This window comes from Bacillus sp. FJAT-29790 (genome assembly GCF_019039215.1).
In the GTDB taxonomy this organism is placed as follows: Bacteria; Bacillota; Bacilli; order Bacillales; family Cytobacillaceae; genus Cytobacillus.
In genome coordinates this window covers 2,059,625-2,079,683 of the sequence record NZ_JAHNZZ010000001.1, presented here as the reverse complement: position 1 = coordinate 2,079,683, position 20,059 = coordinate 2,059,625, and the positions used below count along the sequence as shown (strand labels likewise).

Here is a 20,059-nt window from a genome sequence, read left to right as displayed (position 1 = left end):
CAATGAAAGGGAGGGAATTAAATTATCGCAATTTTCGTTAGAATCATTTAATCAAGCCAAGCAACTATGGATGTTTATTATCTGAATGTCACAATCTGTCGGTTAAGAATAACAATTTCAATAGATGCTGAAATTTAGATATTTTTAAAAGTTAATACTATTAGCTTCCTCAAAATGAATAGTTGTTATCCACAATAGTAGGATGTACCTCTGTATGGATGAAAAATTGTAGCTAATATATTCCTGTAGTATGATGGAAACAATCAGAACTAACGGAGGGTTTTACCATGGATGTTTTTTTCTTAGGAACTGGGGCTGGGATGCCTGCCAAGCAGCGAAATGTCACTTCTATCGCATTGAAATTACTTGAGGAAAGGGGAGCTATCTGGCTTTTTGACTGCGGGGAAGCAACTCAGCATCAGATTTTACATACATCGATTAAACCGAGGCGGATTGAGAAAATATTTATCACCCACCTTCACGGCGACCATATTTATGGGCTTCCAGGCCTTTTGTCAAGCCGTTCCTTTCAGGGGGGAGAAACAGAAGTGATTTTATATGGGCCAAAAGGGTTGAAGGAATTTGTGGATATCTCCTTTTCTGTCAGCCAGACTTTTTTGAAATATCCATTAAAGGTTGTTGAAGTTGAAGAAGGTTTGATTTTCGAAGATGAGGAATTTATAGTCGAAGCCAGACTTCTTGAACATGGCATTCCTTCCTATGGGTATCGAATTGCCGAAAAGGATAGACCAGGGACACTACTGGCAGAAAAGTTGATCGAAGCAGGGATAAAACCTGGACCTCTTTTTAAAAAGATTAAAAATGGCGAAACGGTAGAGCTTGAGGATGGGAGAATCATTGAAGCGGCACCTTTTCTCGGGCCAGCACAAAAAGGGCGTGTCGTAACCGTACTTGGTGATACGAGAATTTGTGAGGCGGCCGTTCATTTAGCTTTGGATGCGGATTTGCTTATTCACGAAGCGACATTCTCAAATGGGGAAGAAAAACTTGCTTTTGAATACTATCATTCTACAACTACACAAGCTGCTGAAATAGCCCAAAAAGCAGGGGCGAAAAAACTTTGTTTAACTCATATTAGCTCCAGATATAATCGAGAAGATTGGACCCGGCTCGAAAAGGAATCACAAGCGATATTTCCTAATACTGTAATTGCTGAGGATTTTAAAGAAATTTCACTCCCGATTGAAAAATGAAGGGGGCTTTGGTTCGCTGATTCGAGTCAATTTCGCACTCGCAATATAATAATTTTCGCTCAATTCATCTATTCTTGTAGAATCTTATTGACTTGCCTGTAAGAGCATACTATAATTTCAGTTAACCAAATATTATAGTAATAAAGCTATGAAGAGAATCTATTAAGTCTTATCTCCCTGTTAGTAGAGAGTCAGTGTCCGGTGAAAACTGATACAAAGGTAAGATGAATTTCATCTTGGAGCTTTTCTTTGCTGCATTTTTCTTTATCAAAAGATGAGAAGTTCTTGAAACTAGACAGGTGTCTAGTTCATTCGCTTTTACTTGCAGCAGGGACGGTTATTCCGTTAACATATTGAGTGGAAAGTCACAAGCTTTCAAAAAGGGTGGTACCGCGTGAAGCAATCACGTCCCTTTTAGAAGTTGTGGCTTTTTTTGTATTTCTCAAATGTTTAGTGGGTAGGCATGGAAATTGGGTAGTTATCTAAACGGCAGGATTTAATAATAAAGGGGGAGCAATTATGCAGCAGGATGAACAATGGTCATCGAAAATTGGCTTTATACTAGCATCTGCCGGGTCAGCGATCGGGCTCGGTGCAATTTGGAAACTTCCGTACGTAACGGGTGTTAGCGGAGGCGGAGCTTTTATTTTATTATTTTTAATCTTTTCCCTGCTTATCGGGTTTCCGCTTTTACTTGGTGAATTTGTGATTGGACGCAGTACGGGAAAGGAAGCAATTTCTGCGTATAAGGCGATTGCGCCAGCATCGAAATGGCATTGGATTGGTTATCTCGGAGTATTTTCGTGTTTTCTGCTCTTATCCTTTTATAGTGTGATAGGCGGTTGGGTTATTCAATATTTATACTACAGTGTCTCAGGTGAGATTGGGGCCCATGGTTCAGTCGATTATGAAGCCTTGTTTGAAAGCGCCGTGTCCAACCCGGTACATGTTGTCATTTCCCAAGGAATATTTTTAGTCATTACTATCGTTGTTGTTGCAAGAGGCGTTCAAAAAGGGATTGAGCAGATGAGTAAAATAATGATGCCAGCTCTATTCCTGTTATTCATCATTTTGATTGCTCGCTCGCTTACTCTGGATAACGCGATGGAAGGGGTAGCCTTCTTTCTAAAGCCCGATTTCTCAAGCCTGACTTCTGAAAGTGTCTTGTTTGCAATGGGTCAATCTTTTTTCTCATTAAGTGTTGGGGTCTCAGTGATGGTCACGTATAGTTCTTATTTATCGAAAAAGGAAAGCCTAATCCAGCCGGCATTTTCGGTTGTAATCATGAATCTTTTCATATCGATTTTAGCTGGACTTGCCATTTTTCCCGCCGTGTTTTCGTTGGGTTTTGAACCAGCCGCTGGTCCAGGACTCCTCTTTATTGTCTTGCCGTCCGTTTTTGATCAGATCATATTCGGAAAAGTTTTTTTATTGCTCTTCCTTGCACTGTTTTTATTTGCAACTCTTACATCTGCCTTCTCGATCCTTGAAATAATCGTCGCGGCATTAAAGATCAAAAATGGGAAAGGGAGAAGCAGCTTGGCTTGGGTGATAGGAGCAGCTATTTTTGTGGTTGGCATTCCATCTGCATTATCATTTAGTACCCTATCTGACGTGACGATTTTTGGGAAATCGATTTTCGACAGTGCTGATTTTCTCGTCAGCAACATCCTTTTGCCAACAGGAGCGCTATTAATTTCCATCTTCGTTTCTTATCGAATGAAGAAAGACATCTTAAAAAGTGAAATTATCCAGGGATCAAGGACGTTAAACCCATTTTTTACAGCTTGGTATTTTTTGATGCGCTATATTGTGCCACTTGTTATTATTGTCGTATTTCTTGATTCTTTGAATCTTTTTTAAAGGCTCATTTCGCATATTTTTTGTTTTTAGCCTTCAAAGTTTGTCCGTTGATTTCCGCTGCGGGCACTTGCTTTCCGCGGGGAGGCTCCCGCTCCCTCTATTTCCCGCTGGAGTAAAGTGCCCTCCGCTCCAATCAACTCAGATGAATATATATAATCACACTAAAAAAGCAACAGGGATGGATCTTGCTAGGTCCATCCCTGTTGTGTAATTAGCAGTTTTCTATAAATTAAGGAACATTCAATAAACTTACATCCATCCTCGTTCATATTGTTTCGGTGATTCGATTTTCGCACCAAGCTCTTTAGCGGCTGATCGCGGCCAGTAAGGGTCCCGTAGCAGTTCACGAGCGATGAAGATCAAATCAGCACGTTCGTTTTGCAAAATTTCTTCTGCCTGAATGCCGGAAGTAATTAAGCCAACAGCACCTGTCGGAATATTGGCTTCCTGTTTAATTTTTTCAGCAAATTTAACCTGATAGCCAGGGAAAGTAGGTATTCGAGCCGGGACGACAGCGCCAGAACTGACATCGATTAGGTCAATACCTTGCTCTTTCAACCAGTGGCCTATCTGTACATAATCTCCAACGGTTAAGCCTTCCTCATGATAATCGTTTGCCGAAATTCGGACAAATAGGGGACCATCCCACACGGTTTTTACCGCTTCAATTACTTCTCGAAGAAAGCGGTAACGATTTTCTTGTGAACCACCGTATTCATCTGTGCGCTTGTTAGTTAGCGGAGACAGAAATTCATTAATGAGGTAGCCATGCGCCCCGTGAATTTCGATTACTTCAAAACCAGCCTTTTTTGCTCTTTCTGCTCCAAGTCTGAATGCTTCGATCGTTTCACGAATGTCATCTTTCGTCATTTCTTTTGGTGTTTTCATGTTTTCATTGAAGGCAAGGGCGGATGGGGCAACGATTTCGCCTTCTAGCACCGCTTTTCTTCCTGCATGGGCAAGCTGGATGCCGATTGAGGCCCCGTTTTCTTTGATGAGTTCTGTCAGCGCTTTTAAACCGTTAACGTGTTCGTCGCTCCATATGCCTAAATCCCGCGATGAGATCCGGCCTTGTGGGGTAACTGCCGTCGCTTCAACAATGATCAGCCCGACCCCGCCAACAGCCCTGCTTGTATAATGGGTCCGATGCCAATTTTCAACCATGCCGTTTTCATGATGGCAGGAGTACATGCACATCGGGGACATGACAATCCGGTTTCTAAACGTTGTATTTTTAATTGTAAAAGGGGTAAAAAGCTTTGCTTCCATAAAAGGGCCTCCTTTGTTATTTTTCAAAAATAAGTGAAGCTACGCTAAACATATTAACGGAACTCTCAATATATCAACGAATTTCTGCTTGACTCTATTTTTAAAAAATATTATAGGCCTAGTATAGCAGTGCCTCCCAAAATTGAAAAAGAATTAACCCTTTTAAAGCATTATAGTTATTTTATACCTTTACCCCATTGCTAAACGTTTGACCAAGCCGCCTCGATTGTGCGGTGGCTTCTTTGATACAATCAATGAATGCATGCTGGACGCCATAGGCTTCCAAAACTTTTATTCCTGCCTCTGTTGTCCCGCCTGGGCTTGTTACCTCTTTCCGGAGCTGCTGTGGTTCTTTAGTGGATTTGGACAACATTTCAGCTGCTCCAAGCAATGTTTGAACAATTAATTCTTTCGCCATTTGTTTCTCGAGCCCAATGTCGATTGCACTTTTTTCCATTGCTTCTGCAAGATAATAAATATATGCAGGCCCGCTTCCTGACAATCCGGTTACGGCGTCTAGCTGCTCTTCTTTTACTATGGTTGTCAGGCCGACGGTTTCAAACATTTCTTTCACAAGCTTCATTTGTACTTCAGACACTTTGTCATTGACTGCCAGGGCAGTTGCCGATTTTCCGATTGCAGCTGATGTGTTCGGCATGGCCCTTACAACAGCAAGTGTTTTTTCTGACAGCCGTTCGATACTGTCTATTGATACACCAGCCAATATGGAAACAATGAGCATCTCCTTCGTTAAATGCTGCTTAATAAGTGTAATAGCGTTAGCTGCGTCTTTTGGTTTCATAGCTAAAATGACCATCTCGGTACCTTTAAAAAGGTCCTCCAGTTGATAGGTTGTTTGAACACCATATTGTGTTTGCAACTCGTTTAGTTTTTCTTGATTTCCTCTGTTTGTGATCCATATTTGACCACTGTCCATTAATCTATTTTCAACAATTCCAGATATTAAAGCCTCTGCCATTGAACCTGCCCCGATAATAGCCAGTTTTTTCATAATCGATTCCTCCTTATTTTTGAGAAAATAAAAAAGTCCTCTCATCCTGTAAAGGACGAAAGGACTTTGCTTCCGTGGTACCACCTTCAATTACCTTTTTCAATTCAAACAAGAGAAACACCTGTACATTCTTCCATTCAGAAAAAACTGATTTTAAATAGCAAGAAGTGTACATTGCGCTTTTCTTTGAAAAAGGCAGCTCGAGTCCGATAACGCCGGAAGCACGTTTAGGTTTACCTAACAGCTCATAAGATAGGTTCAATGGTCAAGTGGACGGTGAAGCCTTTCAGCCGCTGAGCTTCACTCTCTTTCGCCGTTTCCCATTTACTAGCCTTAATCATCGCTTTGTTTATCGTTCTGAATTTTAATGTTGATTATGAAGGAAGTCATGTGTGTTTGTCAAGGGATAATTATTTAAAAATACAGAAATTTTTTTAGGAATAGAAACAGCATTGTTCAACTATAAATAAGAGAGTCATAAAATAGAGGATTCATATGAAAGAATTTAAGAAGGTAGTAAATCAACGGAATGACAAAATAGGAGGCTAGTTAAAATGGAGAAATTATATCATTTTATTGGCGGAGAAAAGACAGCGGGAAGGAGTGGCCGTTTTGGAAAGGTTTTTAAGCCATCGACAGGTGAAATAACAGCTTTATGTCCGTATGCTTCTGTAGAGGAAGTGAATGAAACAGTTGAATTAGCGAAAAGGGCCTTTGTTGGCTGGGCTAAAACGTCTGTTGCAAAAAGAGTGGAAATTATCCATCGCTTTAGAAGTCTTTTAATCGAAGAAACGGATCGGCTGGCAGAAATGATCGGTCTTGAGAGCGGCAAAACAATTTCCGATGCAAAAGGGGAAATTGGTAGAGGACTTGAATCCGTAGATTTGGCCATTAATGCTCCACATTTGTTAAAAGGTGAATACTCTGTAAATGTTGGCGGAGATATTAATGCTTTCTCCATTAAACAGCCTCTCGGAGTTGTTGCGGCTATTTCCCCGTTTAATTTTCCTTTTATGGTACCAGTTGCGATGACTACGATGGCGGTAGTTTGCGGAAATGCGGTCATCTTGAAGCCATCGGAACGTGTCCCGAATTCGGCGTTATTTTTCTCAGAGCTTTGGAAAAAAGCAGGTTTGCCTGATGGCGTATGGAATGTTATTAACGGCGATAAAGAGACGGTGGATGCGATATTATCTCATCCCGAAATCCCTGCCATTTCTTTTGTTGGTTCTACGAGGGTTGCCGAATATATTTACGAGGAAGGCTGCCGGAATCATAAGCGCGTGGCGGCATTTGGCGGAGGAAAAAATCACATGATCATCATGCCTGATGCGAATTTAGATCATGCGGTGAATGCTTTTCTTGGAGCGGCATATGGAGCTGCTTCTCAGCGCTGCATGGCGATTTCAGCAGCTGTTCCAATCGGGGAGAAAACAGCGGAAGCATTCGTAGCAAAATTAAAAAGCCGGGTAGCAGAGCTGAAAGTCGGTGCATATAACGATGAAAGTGCAGACTTCGGTGCTTTAATTACCCAAGAATCGAAGGAAAATGTAGAAAGATTTATTGAGGAAAGTATTCAAGAGGGTGCGCAACTATGTGTAGACGGGAGAAATCCGCGGGTAGAAGAGGAGAACGGCTTCTATCTTGGCGCAACCCTTTTAGACCATGTTACTCCTAACATGCGAATTTACCGCGAAGAGGTTTTTGGACCGGCACGAATCATTATCCGTGTAAATAGTCTTGACGAAGCCATTGAATTGATCAATGAGCATGAATTTGGAAATGGAGTCACGATATTTACGCAGAACGGATATGCCGGAAGAAAATTCGCTGAAGAAATTCAAGTAGGCATGGTAGGGATTAATGTACCAATTCCAATCCCTGTCGGCTACCACAACTTCGGCGGCTGGAAGCGCTCAAAATTTGGCGAGGGCCATATGTTCGGACCTGACACCGCCCGCTTCTTTACAAAGTCGAAAACCATTTCCGAAAGATGGCCTGAATCAGTGGTAAGTGAGAATGAAGTGGTGTTTGATTTTCCCAGTAATTGGTAAGGAATAATAGTGTAACTATGCCACTGTGTTCACCTACACAAACTTCGTTAATAGATGAGTTTTCTTTATCATCCATTGCTCTCTACATTAATAATTTATCAAGGATTTGAGAATTTCATATTTTATATTGAGACTTAGTACTGAACCTGTTTATTTTATCTTTAAAGTCAAAGAATAATCCCTGTTCGTAAGAGCGGGGATTTAAACTTTTCAAAGATGAAACGGAGTGATGATGATTCTACTAAGTATTTAAAACTAGATACAGAATTATTTAACAGCTATTATTCTGGTTCTGTACTATAAGTTAAGCAATTTTCCTTTGATTTTGTGTATTACTGGGCTGAAAACGTAGAGTAATCAAACAGCAATAGTGAAAATTTTGTATAGTGTAGATGTGTGAAGAATTTTTGATAGTAGTTTAAATAATAATATTCTCATTTATTAGAAATTTCTGTTTTTATTGCGAAATAAGATCTTTCAACCAATTAATGCTTATGCAAAAGCAAATCTGTTCAAGTGTCAGACTGCGATCTAATTTTACTTTCTTACTAATGAGAAAATCTATTGAAACGGTTTGATGAAGGTAATTTCTTAGTGATTGTTATTTTTGCTACAGACGTGAAGCTACTTGGTACTCCATAATTCTCTGAATATGTATCCATTTTGACTTTGATGCGTCTATTTTGCACACAATGCAACTTAATTTAGAAAAAGTTTATTTGCTTCAGTACTTACTGTTTTTTAAAAACAAAAATCAAAAAAGTGCCATGATGAATAAAATGGTTTTTCTTTTGGCATGTAATTTGCATACTGATTAAAAGGATTGGTTTTAATCTAAATTGATTTTCTGTAAACCGATATTCCGAAATGGTTGCTATGAGGAAAAAATACGCTAAGTTCAGGGTCTTTTTTTTATTTATTGTATTTAGAAAAGGGTGGTTTGATGATTAAAAAACTTTATTTACAAGGTACCTATAAAGAGATTGGAAAAAAGCACGGATTGGAAGGAAAAAAAGAAGTACTGAATAGTTTAGAAACCTATGAAAAGCTTTTTTATGAGTATAGTCAAATTGGTTGGCGCGAGGCAAGGGAACTAGCAATGAAACATATTGAAGCTATTTCCAAGTATGACATTGACTTAATTGAAGAAATGGAAGGAGTAGCGATCGGGGCTGGAGTTGATTTTGAAGATATTTTAGCATTAAATGCACGAAGTGAAATTGCTTTGTCGGGAAAATATACGAAATTCTCAGATGGTTGCACGGCAATTGGAGTCATGCCTCCAATTTCTTCAAGTATAATCATCGGACAAAACTGGGATTGGAAATCAACACAAACAGAGAGTCTTCTCTATCTTGAAATAGAACAGTCTGAAAAACCCAGTATTAAAATGGTAACAGAGGGAGGAATCATTGGGAAAATAGGTCTTAATTCCGCTGGGGTTGGTGTTTGTTTGAACGCACTGTTAACAGATAAAAAATCTGATCAGATTCCAATACACTTAGGGTTAAGGAGTATATTAAACTCATTTACTCATTCAGAGGCGATTTTAAGGATAGATAATGGGTTAATGGCATCTACTGCAAACTTTTTAATTGGCTCTGCCGACAGCCAAAATGGGATGGTCTTTAACACGGAAGTAAGTCCTATAGGTATTCATATTGAAGAAAGTATAAATGGCTTCGTTGTTCATACGAATCATATTTGTTCTTCGTTTATTAAATCACGCCTAATTGATACAAATGAACGTATTAAAGAGGATTCTATGGTGAGAATGAAGCGGGCAAAGCAGCTAATTGAGCATCATATATCACAAAATAAAAGGGTAGCGGAAAATAATTTCAAAGAATGGTTTTCAGACCAATTTAATTATCCAGATTCCATTAATCATTTCATTAATGAAGAAATTCCTCCGCATAGGAGAATGGAAACAATTTTTTCTATTATCATGAACCTTTCAACAAAAAAAATGTTCCTTTGTGTAGGGAAACCTTCCGAAGGCGTTTACATGGAAATTTAAACAAAATCGGCTGTTTGAAAGTAGGTTGAGGAGAAAATGAAACAATATCCAGTGTGGGAAGCAACTGAAAGGGAGCGAATTAACCGGACAAGTCTAACAGGAGATAAAGAATGTGATGTCGTCATTATTGGTGGTGGATTTTCTGGTTTGTCAACGGCATATCACTTGCAAAAAAGTAATTGCCAAACGACTATTCTTGAAAAAGGGAGGATTGGCGACGGTGCAAGTGGAAAAAATGGGGGGCAAATGTTAACAGGTTATGTACTATCCATGAGTCAGCTAGCAAAGAAATATGGTTTAAACAAAGCGAAACAAATGCTTCATATGACACTAGACTCTATTGATCTTATAGAAAAAATAATCAAAGAAAATGCTATTCTTTGTGATTTTCATAGGGAAGGTCACTTGAATGCTGCTTACAAACCTTCACACTTAGAGGCTTTAAAGCGTGAACAAGAAATACTAATGCGTGACTTTGAATACGAAGTGAATATCATTGAAAAGCAAGAATTGCATCATGAATTGAATAGTCCGCTTTATGTGGGAGGCTGTGTTGACGAGAACAGTGCTATTTTTCATCCGCTAAATTATGCGCTTGGGTTAGCGAAGGTAATTGAACAGCTTGGAGGTACCGTTTTTGAAAACTCAGAAGCTGTTAAAATTGAAAGAAATTCTAAAGACAAAGTGATAGTGACAACCAATGAAGGCAGGGTCATCGCTGATCATATCGTTATCGTGACAAATGGCTATTCAGGGGATCTTCATAAGATTATTGGTAGAACAATAGTACCGGTTGAAAGCATTATGATTGCAACAGAACCAATATCGCCAGACATATTGAATGGATTAATTAAAAAAAACCGAGGAATTTATGACACAAAAAACTTGTTATATTATTTTAGAAAAACAGAAGATCATCGTCTGGCGTTTGGTGGGTCAGGAAGAACAACAAGTAAGCGTGATGCCAAACGTCTATTTTTGCAGCTTCATGCAGGTATGCTGCAAGTCTTTCCTGAATTGAAAAACATTAATATCGAATATGAGTGGAGTGGAAAGGTTGGGTTTACAAAAGAAAAAATCCCATATATGGGCCAATTAGAAGACGGCACTCATTTTGCTTTTGGATACGCTGGTCATGGGGCTGCAATGTCGACTTTAATGGGGAAATTGATCGCGGCAAATGTTCTTGCAACGGGTGAAGGAAGAAACCCGTTAGAAAAAACGCACTTAAAGCCAATTCCTTTTTATAGTCAGCATGCAAAAGCAGTTAGTATTATGAAGTATTACTTTAAACTATTAGACAAACTTTCTTGAAGATTTTCCTATAGGGACTGAAAAACTAAAAATAATCTTTGCTAGGATAAGGTTTAACTACCTATCAAATATTATTATGAATTAAATAAAGAAAAACTTCTCAATTTTGATAATTATGTTTTATTTATGAGAAACGAAAAGAAGAATTTAAAATACAGATATAAAATGCGTTCTAATCAAAAAATTCAGAATAATTTGTAAAGTAAAGATAATATTATTATCATAAATGAGAAATCGATAGATTTAGTTATTGTAAATTTACTTGTTTTTTTAAGATTGGCACAGAAAATGCATTAATAAAAATAGAAACATTTTTTGAGGGGGGAGATAATTTGAGTGAGACAATGGTTGAACTTAAAAGTGTGACTAAAAGATTTAAAGATTTTGTCGCTGCGGAAGATATTAATATATCAGTAAAGTCTGGAGAATTTCTTACATTGCTAGGCCCTTCAGGTTGTGGAAAAACAACTACGTTAAGGATGATTGCTGGTTTTGAACAACCAACAGAGGGCGAGGTATGGGTAGATGGAAAAATGGTAAACAATGTTGAGCCATATAAGCGCGATGTAAATACAGTGTTTCAAAGCTATGCCTTATTTCCGCATATGACTGTATTCGATAATATTGCATACGGGCTGAGAATGAAAAAAGTACCAAAAAGCGAAATTAAGAATCGAGTAGAAAAAATCCTCACACTTGTACAGTTGGGGAAATTTGCTTATAGAAAGCCTGATCAGCTAAGCGGAGGACAGAAGCAGCGTGTGGCGGTAGCTAGAGCTGTAGTAAATAATCCAAAGGTATTACTGTTGGATGAACCATTGGGGGCGCTTGATTTAAAACTAAGAAAGCAAATGCAGGTGGAATTAAAGCATCTTCAACAGGAGCTTAAAATCACTTTTATATATGTGACACATGATCAGGAAGAAGCGTTAACGATGTCAGATCGTATCATTATTATGAATGACGGGGTTATTGAGCAGATTGGTTCTCCGAACGAAATTTATGAACGTCCAAAGACCCGATTTATTGCTGAATTTATTGGAGAAACAAATATCTTCGAAGGTAATGTGACCGGGATGGACGATCAATTTGTTTTTATTGATTGCGGAGGGCAAGAAATCAAAGCGCCTCGTATGTTTGGAAACGATATTCCAGAGCAAGTATATGTTGCTGTCAGGCCCGAAAAAGCAATGATTCATTCCGTTCCAGAAGAAAATATGTCAGTCATGAAATGTATTTTTAAAGAAAAAATATATGTTGGCTCTGTAACTAAATTGATATTTACATTACCTAACAGACAACAAGTGATGGTAAATGAAACAGAAGAAAATAGGGGGACAATTGAGGTAGGAGATCAATTTTATATTAGTTGGCATCCGAAAAATTCTGTCTTGTTAACTTCTTAGATTTGGGTTCATCAATCTGTACATACATTAAAAAGATAAATAAGAAACTATTTTTTGTTCTGCGAAGGGGAGTCAGACTCCAATAGAATAGCTTCTAATAAAAAACTAAATGAAGGTGGGTGGGAAGTATTGGAAAAGGCGAAAGCGACGCTTGTTGAAAGCGTTTCCATCGAACCGAAAATAAAATCTTCAAAAAAAAAATTAACATTGCTGCAATTTGGACATTATCTCCTGTCACAATTTGGTTGTTGCTGTTTTTATTTATCCCTCTATTTCTAGTATTGGTAGTAAGTTTTATGTCCAGGGGAACATATGGTGGAATTGAGTATACATTTACTCTCGAAAATTACACCAGATTTTTTGAACCCCTCTATTTACGGATTATTTTCGTATCGCTTGTCATGGCGATTGCTACTACTTTAATTTGTATCGTTTTCGGTTATCCTTTTGCCTATATTATTGCTAAGACACAAGTTAAGCACCGGACGTTGTTGTTATTGCTCGTTATTGTTCCATTTTGGACGAATTCTTTAATACGTACTTACGCATGGATTGTTTTGTTGAGAACTGAAGGTGTAATTAACACCCTTTTACAAAAAGTAGGGCTGATATCTGAACCACTCACCTTGCTATATAATAGCGGCGCCACTCTTGTAGGTTTCGTTTATACTTTATTTCCATTTGCTGTTTTACCATTATACGCGTCTATTGAAAAATTAGACAAAACATTTTTAGAAGCATCAAATGATTTAGGGGCTAGCCCATGGCAAACCTTTTTAAAAGTAACATTGCCGCTTACGTTCCCGGGAGTAGTTGCAGCTTCTCTGCTAGTTTTTATACCGACATTAGGCCTATTCTTTATATCTGATCTAATGGGCGGAGCAAAGACAATGATCATTGGTAATTTAATTAAAAATCAATTTCTAACAGCGCGGGACTGGCCGTTTGGTTCTGCGGCATCCATCATTTTAATGATCCTTACCTTGTTAATGATTACCTTCTATTTAAAGGTATCTGGTGGGAAAACTGATGATACGGAGTTGTTGTAATATGAGTAAACTTACTCGATGGTCCTCGATCGTTTATGCATCATTTATTTACTCATTTCTATATGTCCCTATTGTTATATTAGTCGTTTACTCATTTAACGACTCTAAGCTCAATGCTGTTTGGAAGGGATTTACGTTTGAATGGTATGCGAAGCTATGGACCAATTCTAGTATTTTACAAGCAACAAAGATTAGTCTTACTGTTGGACTGATCTCCACTGTCATTGCAACGATGCTTGGAACACTAGTAGCCGTAGGGATGTACAGGTATCGTTTTCGAGGAAAAGGAATAATAGATGCAATGCTTTACGTCCCACTCGTTATGTCTGAAATTGTTATGGGTATTGCGCTTTTAGCATTTTTTTCAATGGTAGAGATCCCATTAGGAATGGGCACTCTTCTTATAGCTCATATCACCTTTTCGATCCCATTTGTTGTAGTGGTGGTTAATGCCAGATTAAAAGGATTTGATCAGTCAATCGAAGAAGCTTCAAGGGATTTGGGAGCAAGTGAGTGGCAGACCTTTCGTTTAATCACCTTGCCTATTTTGGGCCCGGCGATTGCCGCCAGTGCTATGTTAGCATTTACTGTTTCAATTGACGACGTCATTGTTAGCTTTTTTGTTGCCGGCCCGGCAAGTACGACCTTGCCATTGCAAATTTTCTCGATGGTGCGGCACGGAGTTACTCCAGAAATTAACGCTTTATCGACGTTAATGCTTGCGGTAACACTTACGTTCGTTATTATTGCTCAAAGATTACAGATGAGAAAAAGATAATAGTGGAAAGTAACTTTGGGCTGTTTTCTAAATGATTTTTGTTTCTTTATAGGTTATGTCTGAAGTTGATTGGAGCGGAAGGTGCGAGACTCCTGCGGGAGCAGCGAAACAGGTGAGACCCCACAGGCGCAAGGCGCCGAGGAGGCTCACCGCCCGCCCCGCGGAAAGCGAGCATCCTGGAGCGGAAATCAACTATACCACTTTTTGCTTACATTGCAACTAAGTTTACGAAAACAGCCTAATTTTTTGATAGAAATATGCAAATTTAGGAGGGGAGCTTTTGAGGGTTCAAGGTAGATTCAGATTACTATTTGCAGTGTTGTTGTTAACGTCCGTTATTATAAGCGGTTGTGGAGGTAAATCGACAGCAGGAGATTCGAATGAAAAAGTGCTAAATATATTTAACTGGGCAGAATACTTGCCTGAAAAAGTAATTGAAGATTTCGAAAAAGAAACAGGTATTAAAGTGAATTACGGTACGTATTCTTCAAATGAAGAAATGTTCGCAAAATTAAGCGCTGGAAAAGGACAATATGACCTTGCTGTTGCCTCCCTTTATTACGTTGATGTGCTAGTAAAAGAAGGTTTTGTCGAAGAAATTGGAAAGCAAAATATCCCTAATATCAAGAATATTGGCGAGGAGTTCTTAGGTAAAGATGCTGATCCGGATGATAAATATTCAATTCCTTATTTATGGGGAGAAGAGCTTATTGTCATGAACACAGATCTCGTGAAAAAGGAAGTCACCTCTTTCGAAGATTTACTTGATCCTGAATTTAAAAATAGTTTAGTAGTTCTTGATGATCCAAGATCAATGCTTGGAGCAGCTTTAGCCGTATTAGGTTATTCTCCTAATAGTGTAAACGAAAAAGAAATTATAGAAGCTGGTGAATGGTTAAAGAAATTAAAACCAAATATTAAAATGTATGATGGCGATAATGCCAAAGCACTATTGGCTAGTGGGGAGGTAAAAGGCGGAATTGTCTTCGGGGCTGAAGCGAGTTTGGCCATTCGGGAAAACAAGGCAATAAAGAAAATCTATCCAGAGGAATATATGAGTTTATGGCAGGATAACTTTGTTATTCCTAAAGGAGCGAAGCATAAGGATAATGCGTTGATATTTATTGATTATATTCTCCGCCCTGAAGTAAGCAAAGAGATTGTGATGGATTATCCATATGCGAATCCAAACATCGAAGCATTAAAGCTTTTGCCTGAGAATGTACGAAAAGAAGTCGAAATTCCAGAGGAAGAAGTTAAAAGAGGCATTCATGCAGTAGATGTTGGAGAGTCCACTGTAATCTATGACAGGGTCTGGGCGGAAATCAAGCAATAAGTTTTTTACTAAATGATTGTTGTTTTTAAATAGATTTTGTATGACGTTGATTGGAGCGGAAGGGTGCGAGACTCCTACGGGAGCAGCGGGACAGGTGAGACCCCACAGGCGCAAGGCGCCGAGGAGGCTCACCGCCCGCCCCGCGGAAAGCGAGCATCCTGGAGCGGAAATCAACTAGACCACTAGACCTCTTTTTGATTAAATAGTAACAAAAGTTACGAAAACAGCCAACAATAAAATAAAATAATAATCAAATGAGACAAAGGAAGGACTGGCCTTTATGTCAAATAATGAACCATTAAACATTGATAAAAAAATAATTGTTCGAAATATAAGACCAGAAGATTTAAATGAAATCATTGAATTATCTAAACTTGCATTCCCGAATATGGAAACATGGGAGATTGAGCATTTAGAAAGCCATTTAAAAATCTTCCCTGAAGGTCAGTTTTGTGTCGAATACGGCGGAAAAATTATTGGTTCATGTTCAAGCCTGATTGTTGATTTTGATGAATACGATGATGACCATAGTTACGATGAAATAACAGATAATGGATTAATTAGAAATCATGACCCAAACGGATTGAATCTCTATGGAATCGATGTAGCTGTTCATCCGGATTTTCGAGGTATGAAAATAGGACAACGGCTATATAAAGCGAGAAAACAATTTTGCCAGGAGAGGAATTTAAAGAGCATTATTATTGGTGGACGGATTCCTAATTATAATAAGTACTCTGATAAATTATCTGCAAGGGAATATGTAGATGAAGTCATTAAGCAAAATCTTTATGACCCAGTTTTAACCTTTCAAATGATGAATGGCTTTGTATTAAAACGGGTAAATTCCAATTACTTATCGGATGATACTGCTTCTCTTAAACATGCCACATTAATGGAATGGTATAACGTGGATTATTTGCCGAACGCAAGGCATCATTATAAGAGAGCTTTCCCGGTAAGGATTTCAGTTGTGCAGTACATGATGAAACAAATAGATTCATTTTCTGATTTCGCCAATCAATGTGAATATTTTATTGATGCGAGTGCTAATTTTAGATCTGATTTTGTCGTTTTTCCGGAAACATTCACTATGCAGCTTTTATCATTTCTCGGAGAAGACATCCCTAGTCTCCAAGTGAAAAAGTTGACGAGCTTTACGGAACAATACTTGAAGAAATTCACGGAGTTAGCCATAAAGTATAATGTGAATATTATTGCTGGTTCCCATTTCGTTGAGGAAAACCAATCAATATATAATATTGCCTATCTTTTCCGGAGGGACGGTACGATTGACAGGCAGCGTCAAATTCACATTCCAGCAGATGACCGAAAATGGTGGGGGATACAGCCGGGGAATGAGGTCAATGTCTTTGACACCGATTGTGGAAAAATTTCTATGCTCATTAGCTATGATATTTTATTCCCGGAACTTGCTCGCATTGCTGTCGATAAGGGGGCACAAATTATCTTTACACCGTTTTCAACGGAAGATCAGCAGGGCTATTTAAGGATAAGATATTGTTCGCAAGCTAGGGCCATTGAAAATCAAGTATATACAGTAATCGCTGGAACGGCTGGGAATTTGACACATGTTCCACATATGGATGTTCAGTATGCTCAATCAGGTATTTTTTCACCATGTGATTTTACATTCCCCGAAAAAGGAATTGTTGGAGAGTGTAATTCGAATATCGAAACGATCATTGTTGGAGAAGTGGACTTAGAGATATTGAGAAGAAATCGGAATATTGGTTCAGTAACGCCACTTAAAGATAGAAGGTCGGAATTTTATCATATGGAAAATCAAAAAATGGATTTACTAGCGACAGAACCAATTTAAGATTGCAACAGCGATTTTTATGTCCTGAAACATGATATTTCAATAGACTTTTAGATTAGAAGAAACCTATTTACTGATAAAAAGTTAGCGCATTCTTGTCCATTAATATAATCCTTTATAATGGAATTGAACAGGAGACAGCCTGTCTTTCCATTATAAAGGATTTTTTTTCATTAGTGGTTTGGGACTGCTAAGTAATTAAATGCATCATTACTTAATAAATACATAGAAGATTCGTTTAATTAAAGGGTTTTTAAAAAGAAAATAGAAATAAGTTACATATAGTTCTAAAGAAGGAGGAGTGAACGCATGACATTTTTGAAGGGAATACAAGAATTGGTGCAACAGGTGGCAGATGTAATTTCGACAGCATTAAAAGTTGAAACAGAAATAGTAGATGAGACTCTGACCGTCATGGCTGGGACAGGTGAATGCAGGAATAGAATAAATACGAAAGAAGAAGGCGGAAAAAAAGAGGCTGGTTATTTATATGGGCGGATACTCTCAACCAAACAAGCATTTGTGGTAGAGGATGCACAGAATGATCCGATGTATGATCCACTCGTACTTACAGGTGAGCGGAAAGAAGTAGCTGAAATTTGTTGTCCAATCCTTTATAAAGAGAAAGCAATTGGAGTGATTGGACTCTTGGCTTTTGATCAAGAACAACATAACAGGCTTATTGAGAACAAAAAGCAAATGTTAAATTTCTTATGGCGTATGTCTGAACTAATCACTGGAAAAGTGGCTGAAATGGAAACGACCAAACAATTGCTGTTAACGAAAAATAAATTGAATACAATTGTTGAATCGATACAAGATGGTATTCTCGCTATCGACAAAAATGGTATGATTACACATTGTAATCACACGGTTGAAATGCTGCTTAATGAAGATAAACAAAATATTATTGGGAGGCCACTCGAAAAGATTTTGCCAGGATCACCGATGTTGTCTATTTTAAAAACAGGCAAAGGATATTCAGAGAAAGAAGAAATCTACCAAACTTCAAAACAACATTTCCACTTCATTGTAACAGCCACCCCTATTTCCAACCAAAGCCAAGTATATGGAGCCGTTGCTTCTATTCGTAAAATGTCTGACGTTAGAAAGCTGGCTTATTCTTTAACGTCAAGTGAACAGGATTTATCTTTCTCCGAGGTAAAAGGTGTAAGCAATATTATAAAAGGTTTAAAGTATCAGGCCCTGAAAGTAAGTAATAGTAATTCAAGCATTATGCTAACTGGTGAAAGCGGTACGGGAAAAGGGGTATTTGCTATGGCGATTCACAATGCCAGTAAAAGAGCCTCAGGCCCCTTTATTTCCGTTAATTGCGGATCGATCCCTGAAACTCTTCTTGAAAGTGAATTGTTCGGCTATGTAAAAGGAGCGTTTACGGGTGCCAATAAAGAAGGGAAAATCGGTAAGTTTGAGATGGCAGATGGAGGAACCATTTTTTTAGATGAGATTGGTGACCTTCCTTTTCACTTGCAAGTAAAGCTTTTACATGTTTTACAACATAAAAAAGTAGAACGAGTAGGCAGCAGCAGTCTTATCCCAATTGATATTAAAGTGATTGCAGCAACGAATCAAAACTTAGAGAAAATGGTACATGAAGGGGAGTTCCGAGCTGATTTGTATTTTCGTTTAAATGTTATCCCGCTAAACCTGCCACCATTGCGAGAAAGGCAGATAGACATTCCAATTTTAATGAACCATTTTTTATCCGAGCATACAAATTCATTGAATAAAGAAATTTATGGGTTTGAACCAAAGGTGATCGAAATGTTTCAAAAATATCGCTGGCCGGGAAATGTACGCGAATTGGAAAATGCTGTCGAGTACGCCGTAAACATGGAACAAACGGATCGTATTACAGCTCAGAGTCTTCCTTTACGAATGTTAGAAAAAAAGGATTATTCCTCTGAATATCCTTCTTTAAAAGCTATGCTCAGTCTCCATGAAAAGGAAATTCTTCAAAATATGCTAAGTAAATATGGCCATTCGGTTAAAGCGAAAAAACAAATAGCAGTTCAATTAAATATTAGCCTTGCTACTTTATATAGAAAACTTGAAGAACATGATCTACTGAATGATCATGTCTATTTAAAAAATATCTATTAAATGAAAACCAATGCCAATGGTAGAAAGTTTTTCTTAAATAAATGCCTCGGTTGAAAAAATAGCTAAAGGCATATGATTTTGGACCATTGGAAAATCTCTACGCTAAATTCGGCCGGTTAACAATAAAGTTATCACGGCTTAAAAAAATCTGTACTCAAGGACTAGGATAGAATGAATGGCGATGGTGGATGACATCCGGATCTGCCGAGCAAACACAAGCAGAATCGATCTCGAAAATTGGTTATGACCTTTTTCTACCCGCGTGAGCAACCTAGGCTTACGAAAGAGAGGCATCAATTTTGTATGATGTCCACTTTTTTAAAAAAACGTGCCTTGATAATGGGGTTCGCCAATAACTTAGCCCCTTCATTTAAGTACAGAATGTATTCTGTACTTGAATGAAGAGACTACTAAGAAAAAGTGAGGTAGAGGATATTACCTGAAAAAATGAAGTCTACTCTATTGATCTAATATCCGTTCGGATTTCTAAAAATTCACACTCAAAAAAACTGCCATATTTTGTCCCTTTTTATATTAAAAAAAAGATTCATAGTCTCAAATTTAATAATTCCGTATTTTCTAAAGAGACAGAGGGTTTTTCAACCCTCTGTCTTTCAATTTTGTGAGGACATCTGAGTGAAAGACACCATATTAATTATGACCTTTATTATAAGATTTATAATTCAGATAAAAATAAATTATTAAAATATATTGACTGTAAGCGTTTTTAGTTTTATTATGTAATCAAACATAACCAACATTTAACCAAAACATAAC

13 protein-coding genes and 1 other annotated feature are annotated in these 20,059 nt (G+C 38.0%); of the genes, 11 read left to right on the top strand and 2 right to left on the bottom strand.

The window, feature by feature from the left end:
• Positions 1-287: 287 nt before the first annotated feature.
• Positions 288-1,214, top strand: a complete 927-nt coding sequence (gene rnz, locus BGM26_RS09865; RefSeq protein WP_217039654.1) for a ribonuclease Z — start codon at positions 288-290, stop codon at positions 1,212-1,214.
• 139 nt (positions 1,215-1,353) lie between these two features.
• Positions 1,354-1,630, top strand: a binding site (T-box leader).
• A gap of 103 nt (positions 1,631-1,733) precedes the next feature.
• Positions 1,734-3,077: a sodium-dependent transporter gene (locus BGM26_RS09860; RefSeq protein WP_217039653.1), complete on the top strand. Its 1,344-nt coding sequence runs from the start codon at positions 1,734-1,736 to the stop codon at positions 3,075-3,077.
• A 249-nt stretch (positions 3,078-3,326) separates the two neighbouring features.
• Here the strand turns inward: BGM26_RS09860 and namA are convergent, their stop codons facing one another.
• Complete coding sequence (gene namA / locus BGM26_RS09855; protein WP_217039652.1) at positions 3,327-4,346, bottom strand: NADPH dehydrogenase NamA; 1,020 nt, start codon at positions 4,344-4,346, stop codon at positions 3,327-3,329.
• Positions 4,347-4,527: 181 nt separating this feature from the next.
• On the bottom strand, positions 4,528-5,358 hold the full coding sequence (gene proC, locus BGM26_RS09850; protein ID WP_217039651.1) for a pyrroline-5-carboxylate reductase: 831 nt from the start codon (positions 5,356-5,358) through the stop codon (positions 4,528-4,530).
• 554 nt (positions 5,359-5,912) lie between these two features.
• Here proC and BGM26_RS09845 point away from each other — a divergent pair.
• From BGM26_RS09845 to BGM26_RS09805, 9 genes are all read left to right on the top strand, one after another.
• Positions 5,913-7,412 carry a CoA-acylating methylmalonate-semialdehyde dehydrogenase gene (locus tag BGM26_RS09845; RefSeq protein ID WP_217039650.1) on the top strand — a complete coding sequence of 500 codons (1,500 nt, stop codon included), beginning with the start codon at positions 5,913-5,915 and terminating at the stop codon, positions 7,410-7,412.
• 943 nt (positions 7,413-8,355) lie between these two features.
• Positions 8,356-9,432, top strand: coding sequence for a C45 family autoproteolytic acyltransferase/hydrolase (locus tag BGM26_RS09840; protein WP_217039649.1), 1,077 nt, complete (start codon positions 8,356-8,358; stop codon positions 9,430-9,432).
• A gap of 36 nt (positions 9,433-9,468) precedes the next feature.
• Entirely contained in the window at positions 9,469-10,746 is a 1,278-nt protein-coding gene (locus tag BGM26_RS09835) for an NAD(P)/FAD-dependent oxidoreductase (RefSeq protein WP_217039648.1), read from the top strand.
• Positions 10,747-11,090: 344 nt separating this feature from the next.
• Positions 11,091-12,152 (top strand): ABC transporter ATP-binding protein, encoded by a 1,062-nt coding sequence (locus BGM26_RS09830; RefSeq protein ID WP_217040730.1) that lies wholly within the window; start codon positions 11,091-11,093, stop codon positions 12,150-12,152.
• Positions 12,153-12,358: 206 nt separating this feature from the next.
• A complete protein-coding gene (locus BGM26_RS09825; RefSeq protein ID WP_367949332.1) occupies positions 12,359-13,201 on the top strand; it encodes an ABC transporter permease in 843 nt (280 codons plus the stop codon).
• A gap of 1 nt (position 13,202) precedes the next feature.
• Positions 13,203-13,979, top strand: coding sequence for an ABC transporter permease subunit (locus tag BGM26_RS09820; protein WP_217039646.1), 777 nt, complete (start codon positions 13,203-13,205; stop codon positions 13,977-13,979).
• A 280-nt stretch (positions 13,980-14,259) separates the two neighbouring features.
• Entirely contained in the window at positions 14,260-15,315 is a 1,056-nt protein-coding gene (locus tag BGM26_RS09815; RefSeq protein ID WP_217039645.1) for an ABC transporter substrate-binding protein, read from the top strand.
• Positions 15,316-15,595: 280 nt separating this feature from the next.
• The gene (locus BGM26_RS09810) at positions 15,596-17,158 is read left to right on the top strand and encodes a bifunctional GNAT family N-acetyltransferase/carbon-nitrogen hydrolase family protein (protein ID WP_217039644.1); all 1,563 of its coding nucleotides are present in this window, start codon (positions 15,596-15,598) and stop codon (positions 17,156-17,158) included.
• A gap of 309 nt (positions 17,159-17,467) precedes the next feature.
• Positions 17,468-19,282 (top strand): sigma 54-interacting transcriptional regulator, encoded by a 1,815-nt coding sequence (locus tag BGM26_RS09805; RefSeq protein ID WP_217039643.1) that lies wholly within the window; start codon positions 17,468-17,470, stop codon positions 19,280-19,282.
• Positions 19,283-20,059: the final 777 nt, after the last annotated feature.

Coding starts and splice junctions, on each gene's coding strand:
- BGM26_RS09830 (WP_217040730.1), top strand. CDS start 11,091: ATGGTTGAACTTAAAAGTGTGACTAAAAGATTTAAAGATTTTGTCGCT.
- namA (WP_217039652.1), bottom strand. CDS start 4,346: ATGGAAGCAAAGCTTTTTACCCCTTTTACAATTAAAAATACAACGTTT.
- BGM26_RS09845 (WP_217039650.1), top strand. CDS start 5,913: ATGGAGAAATTATATCATTTTATTGGCGGAGAAAAGACAGCGGGAAGG.
- proC (WP_217039651.1), bottom strand. CDS start 5,358: ATGAAAAAACTGGCTATTATCGGGGCAGGTTCAATGGCAGAGGCTTTA.
- BGM26_RS09805 (WP_217039643.1), top strand. CDS start 17,468: ATGACATTTTTGAAGGGAATACAAGAATTGGTGCAACAGGTGGCAGAT.
- BGM26_RS09860 (WP_217039653.1), top strand. CDS start 1,734: ATGCAGCAGGATGAACAATGGTCATCGAAAATTGGCTTTATACTAGCA.
- BGM26_RS09810 (WP_217039644.1), top strand. CDS start 15,596: ATGTCAAATAATGAACCATTAAACATTGATAAAAAAATAATTGTTCGA.
- rnz (WP_217039654.1), top strand. CDS start 288: ATGGATGTTTTTTTCTTAGGAACTGGGGCTGGGATGCCTGCCAAGCAG.
- BGM26_RS09840 (WP_217039649.1), top strand. CDS start 8,356: ATGATTAAAAAACTTTATTTACAAGGTACCTATAAAGAGATTGGAAAA.
- BGM26_RS09835 (WP_217039648.1), top strand. CDS start 9,469: ATGAAACAATATCCAGTGTGGGAAGCAACTGAAAGGGAGCGAATTAAC.
- BGM26_RS09820 (WP_217039646.1), top strand. CDS start 13,203: ATGAGTAAACTTACTCGATGGTCCTCGATCGTTTATGCATCATTTATT.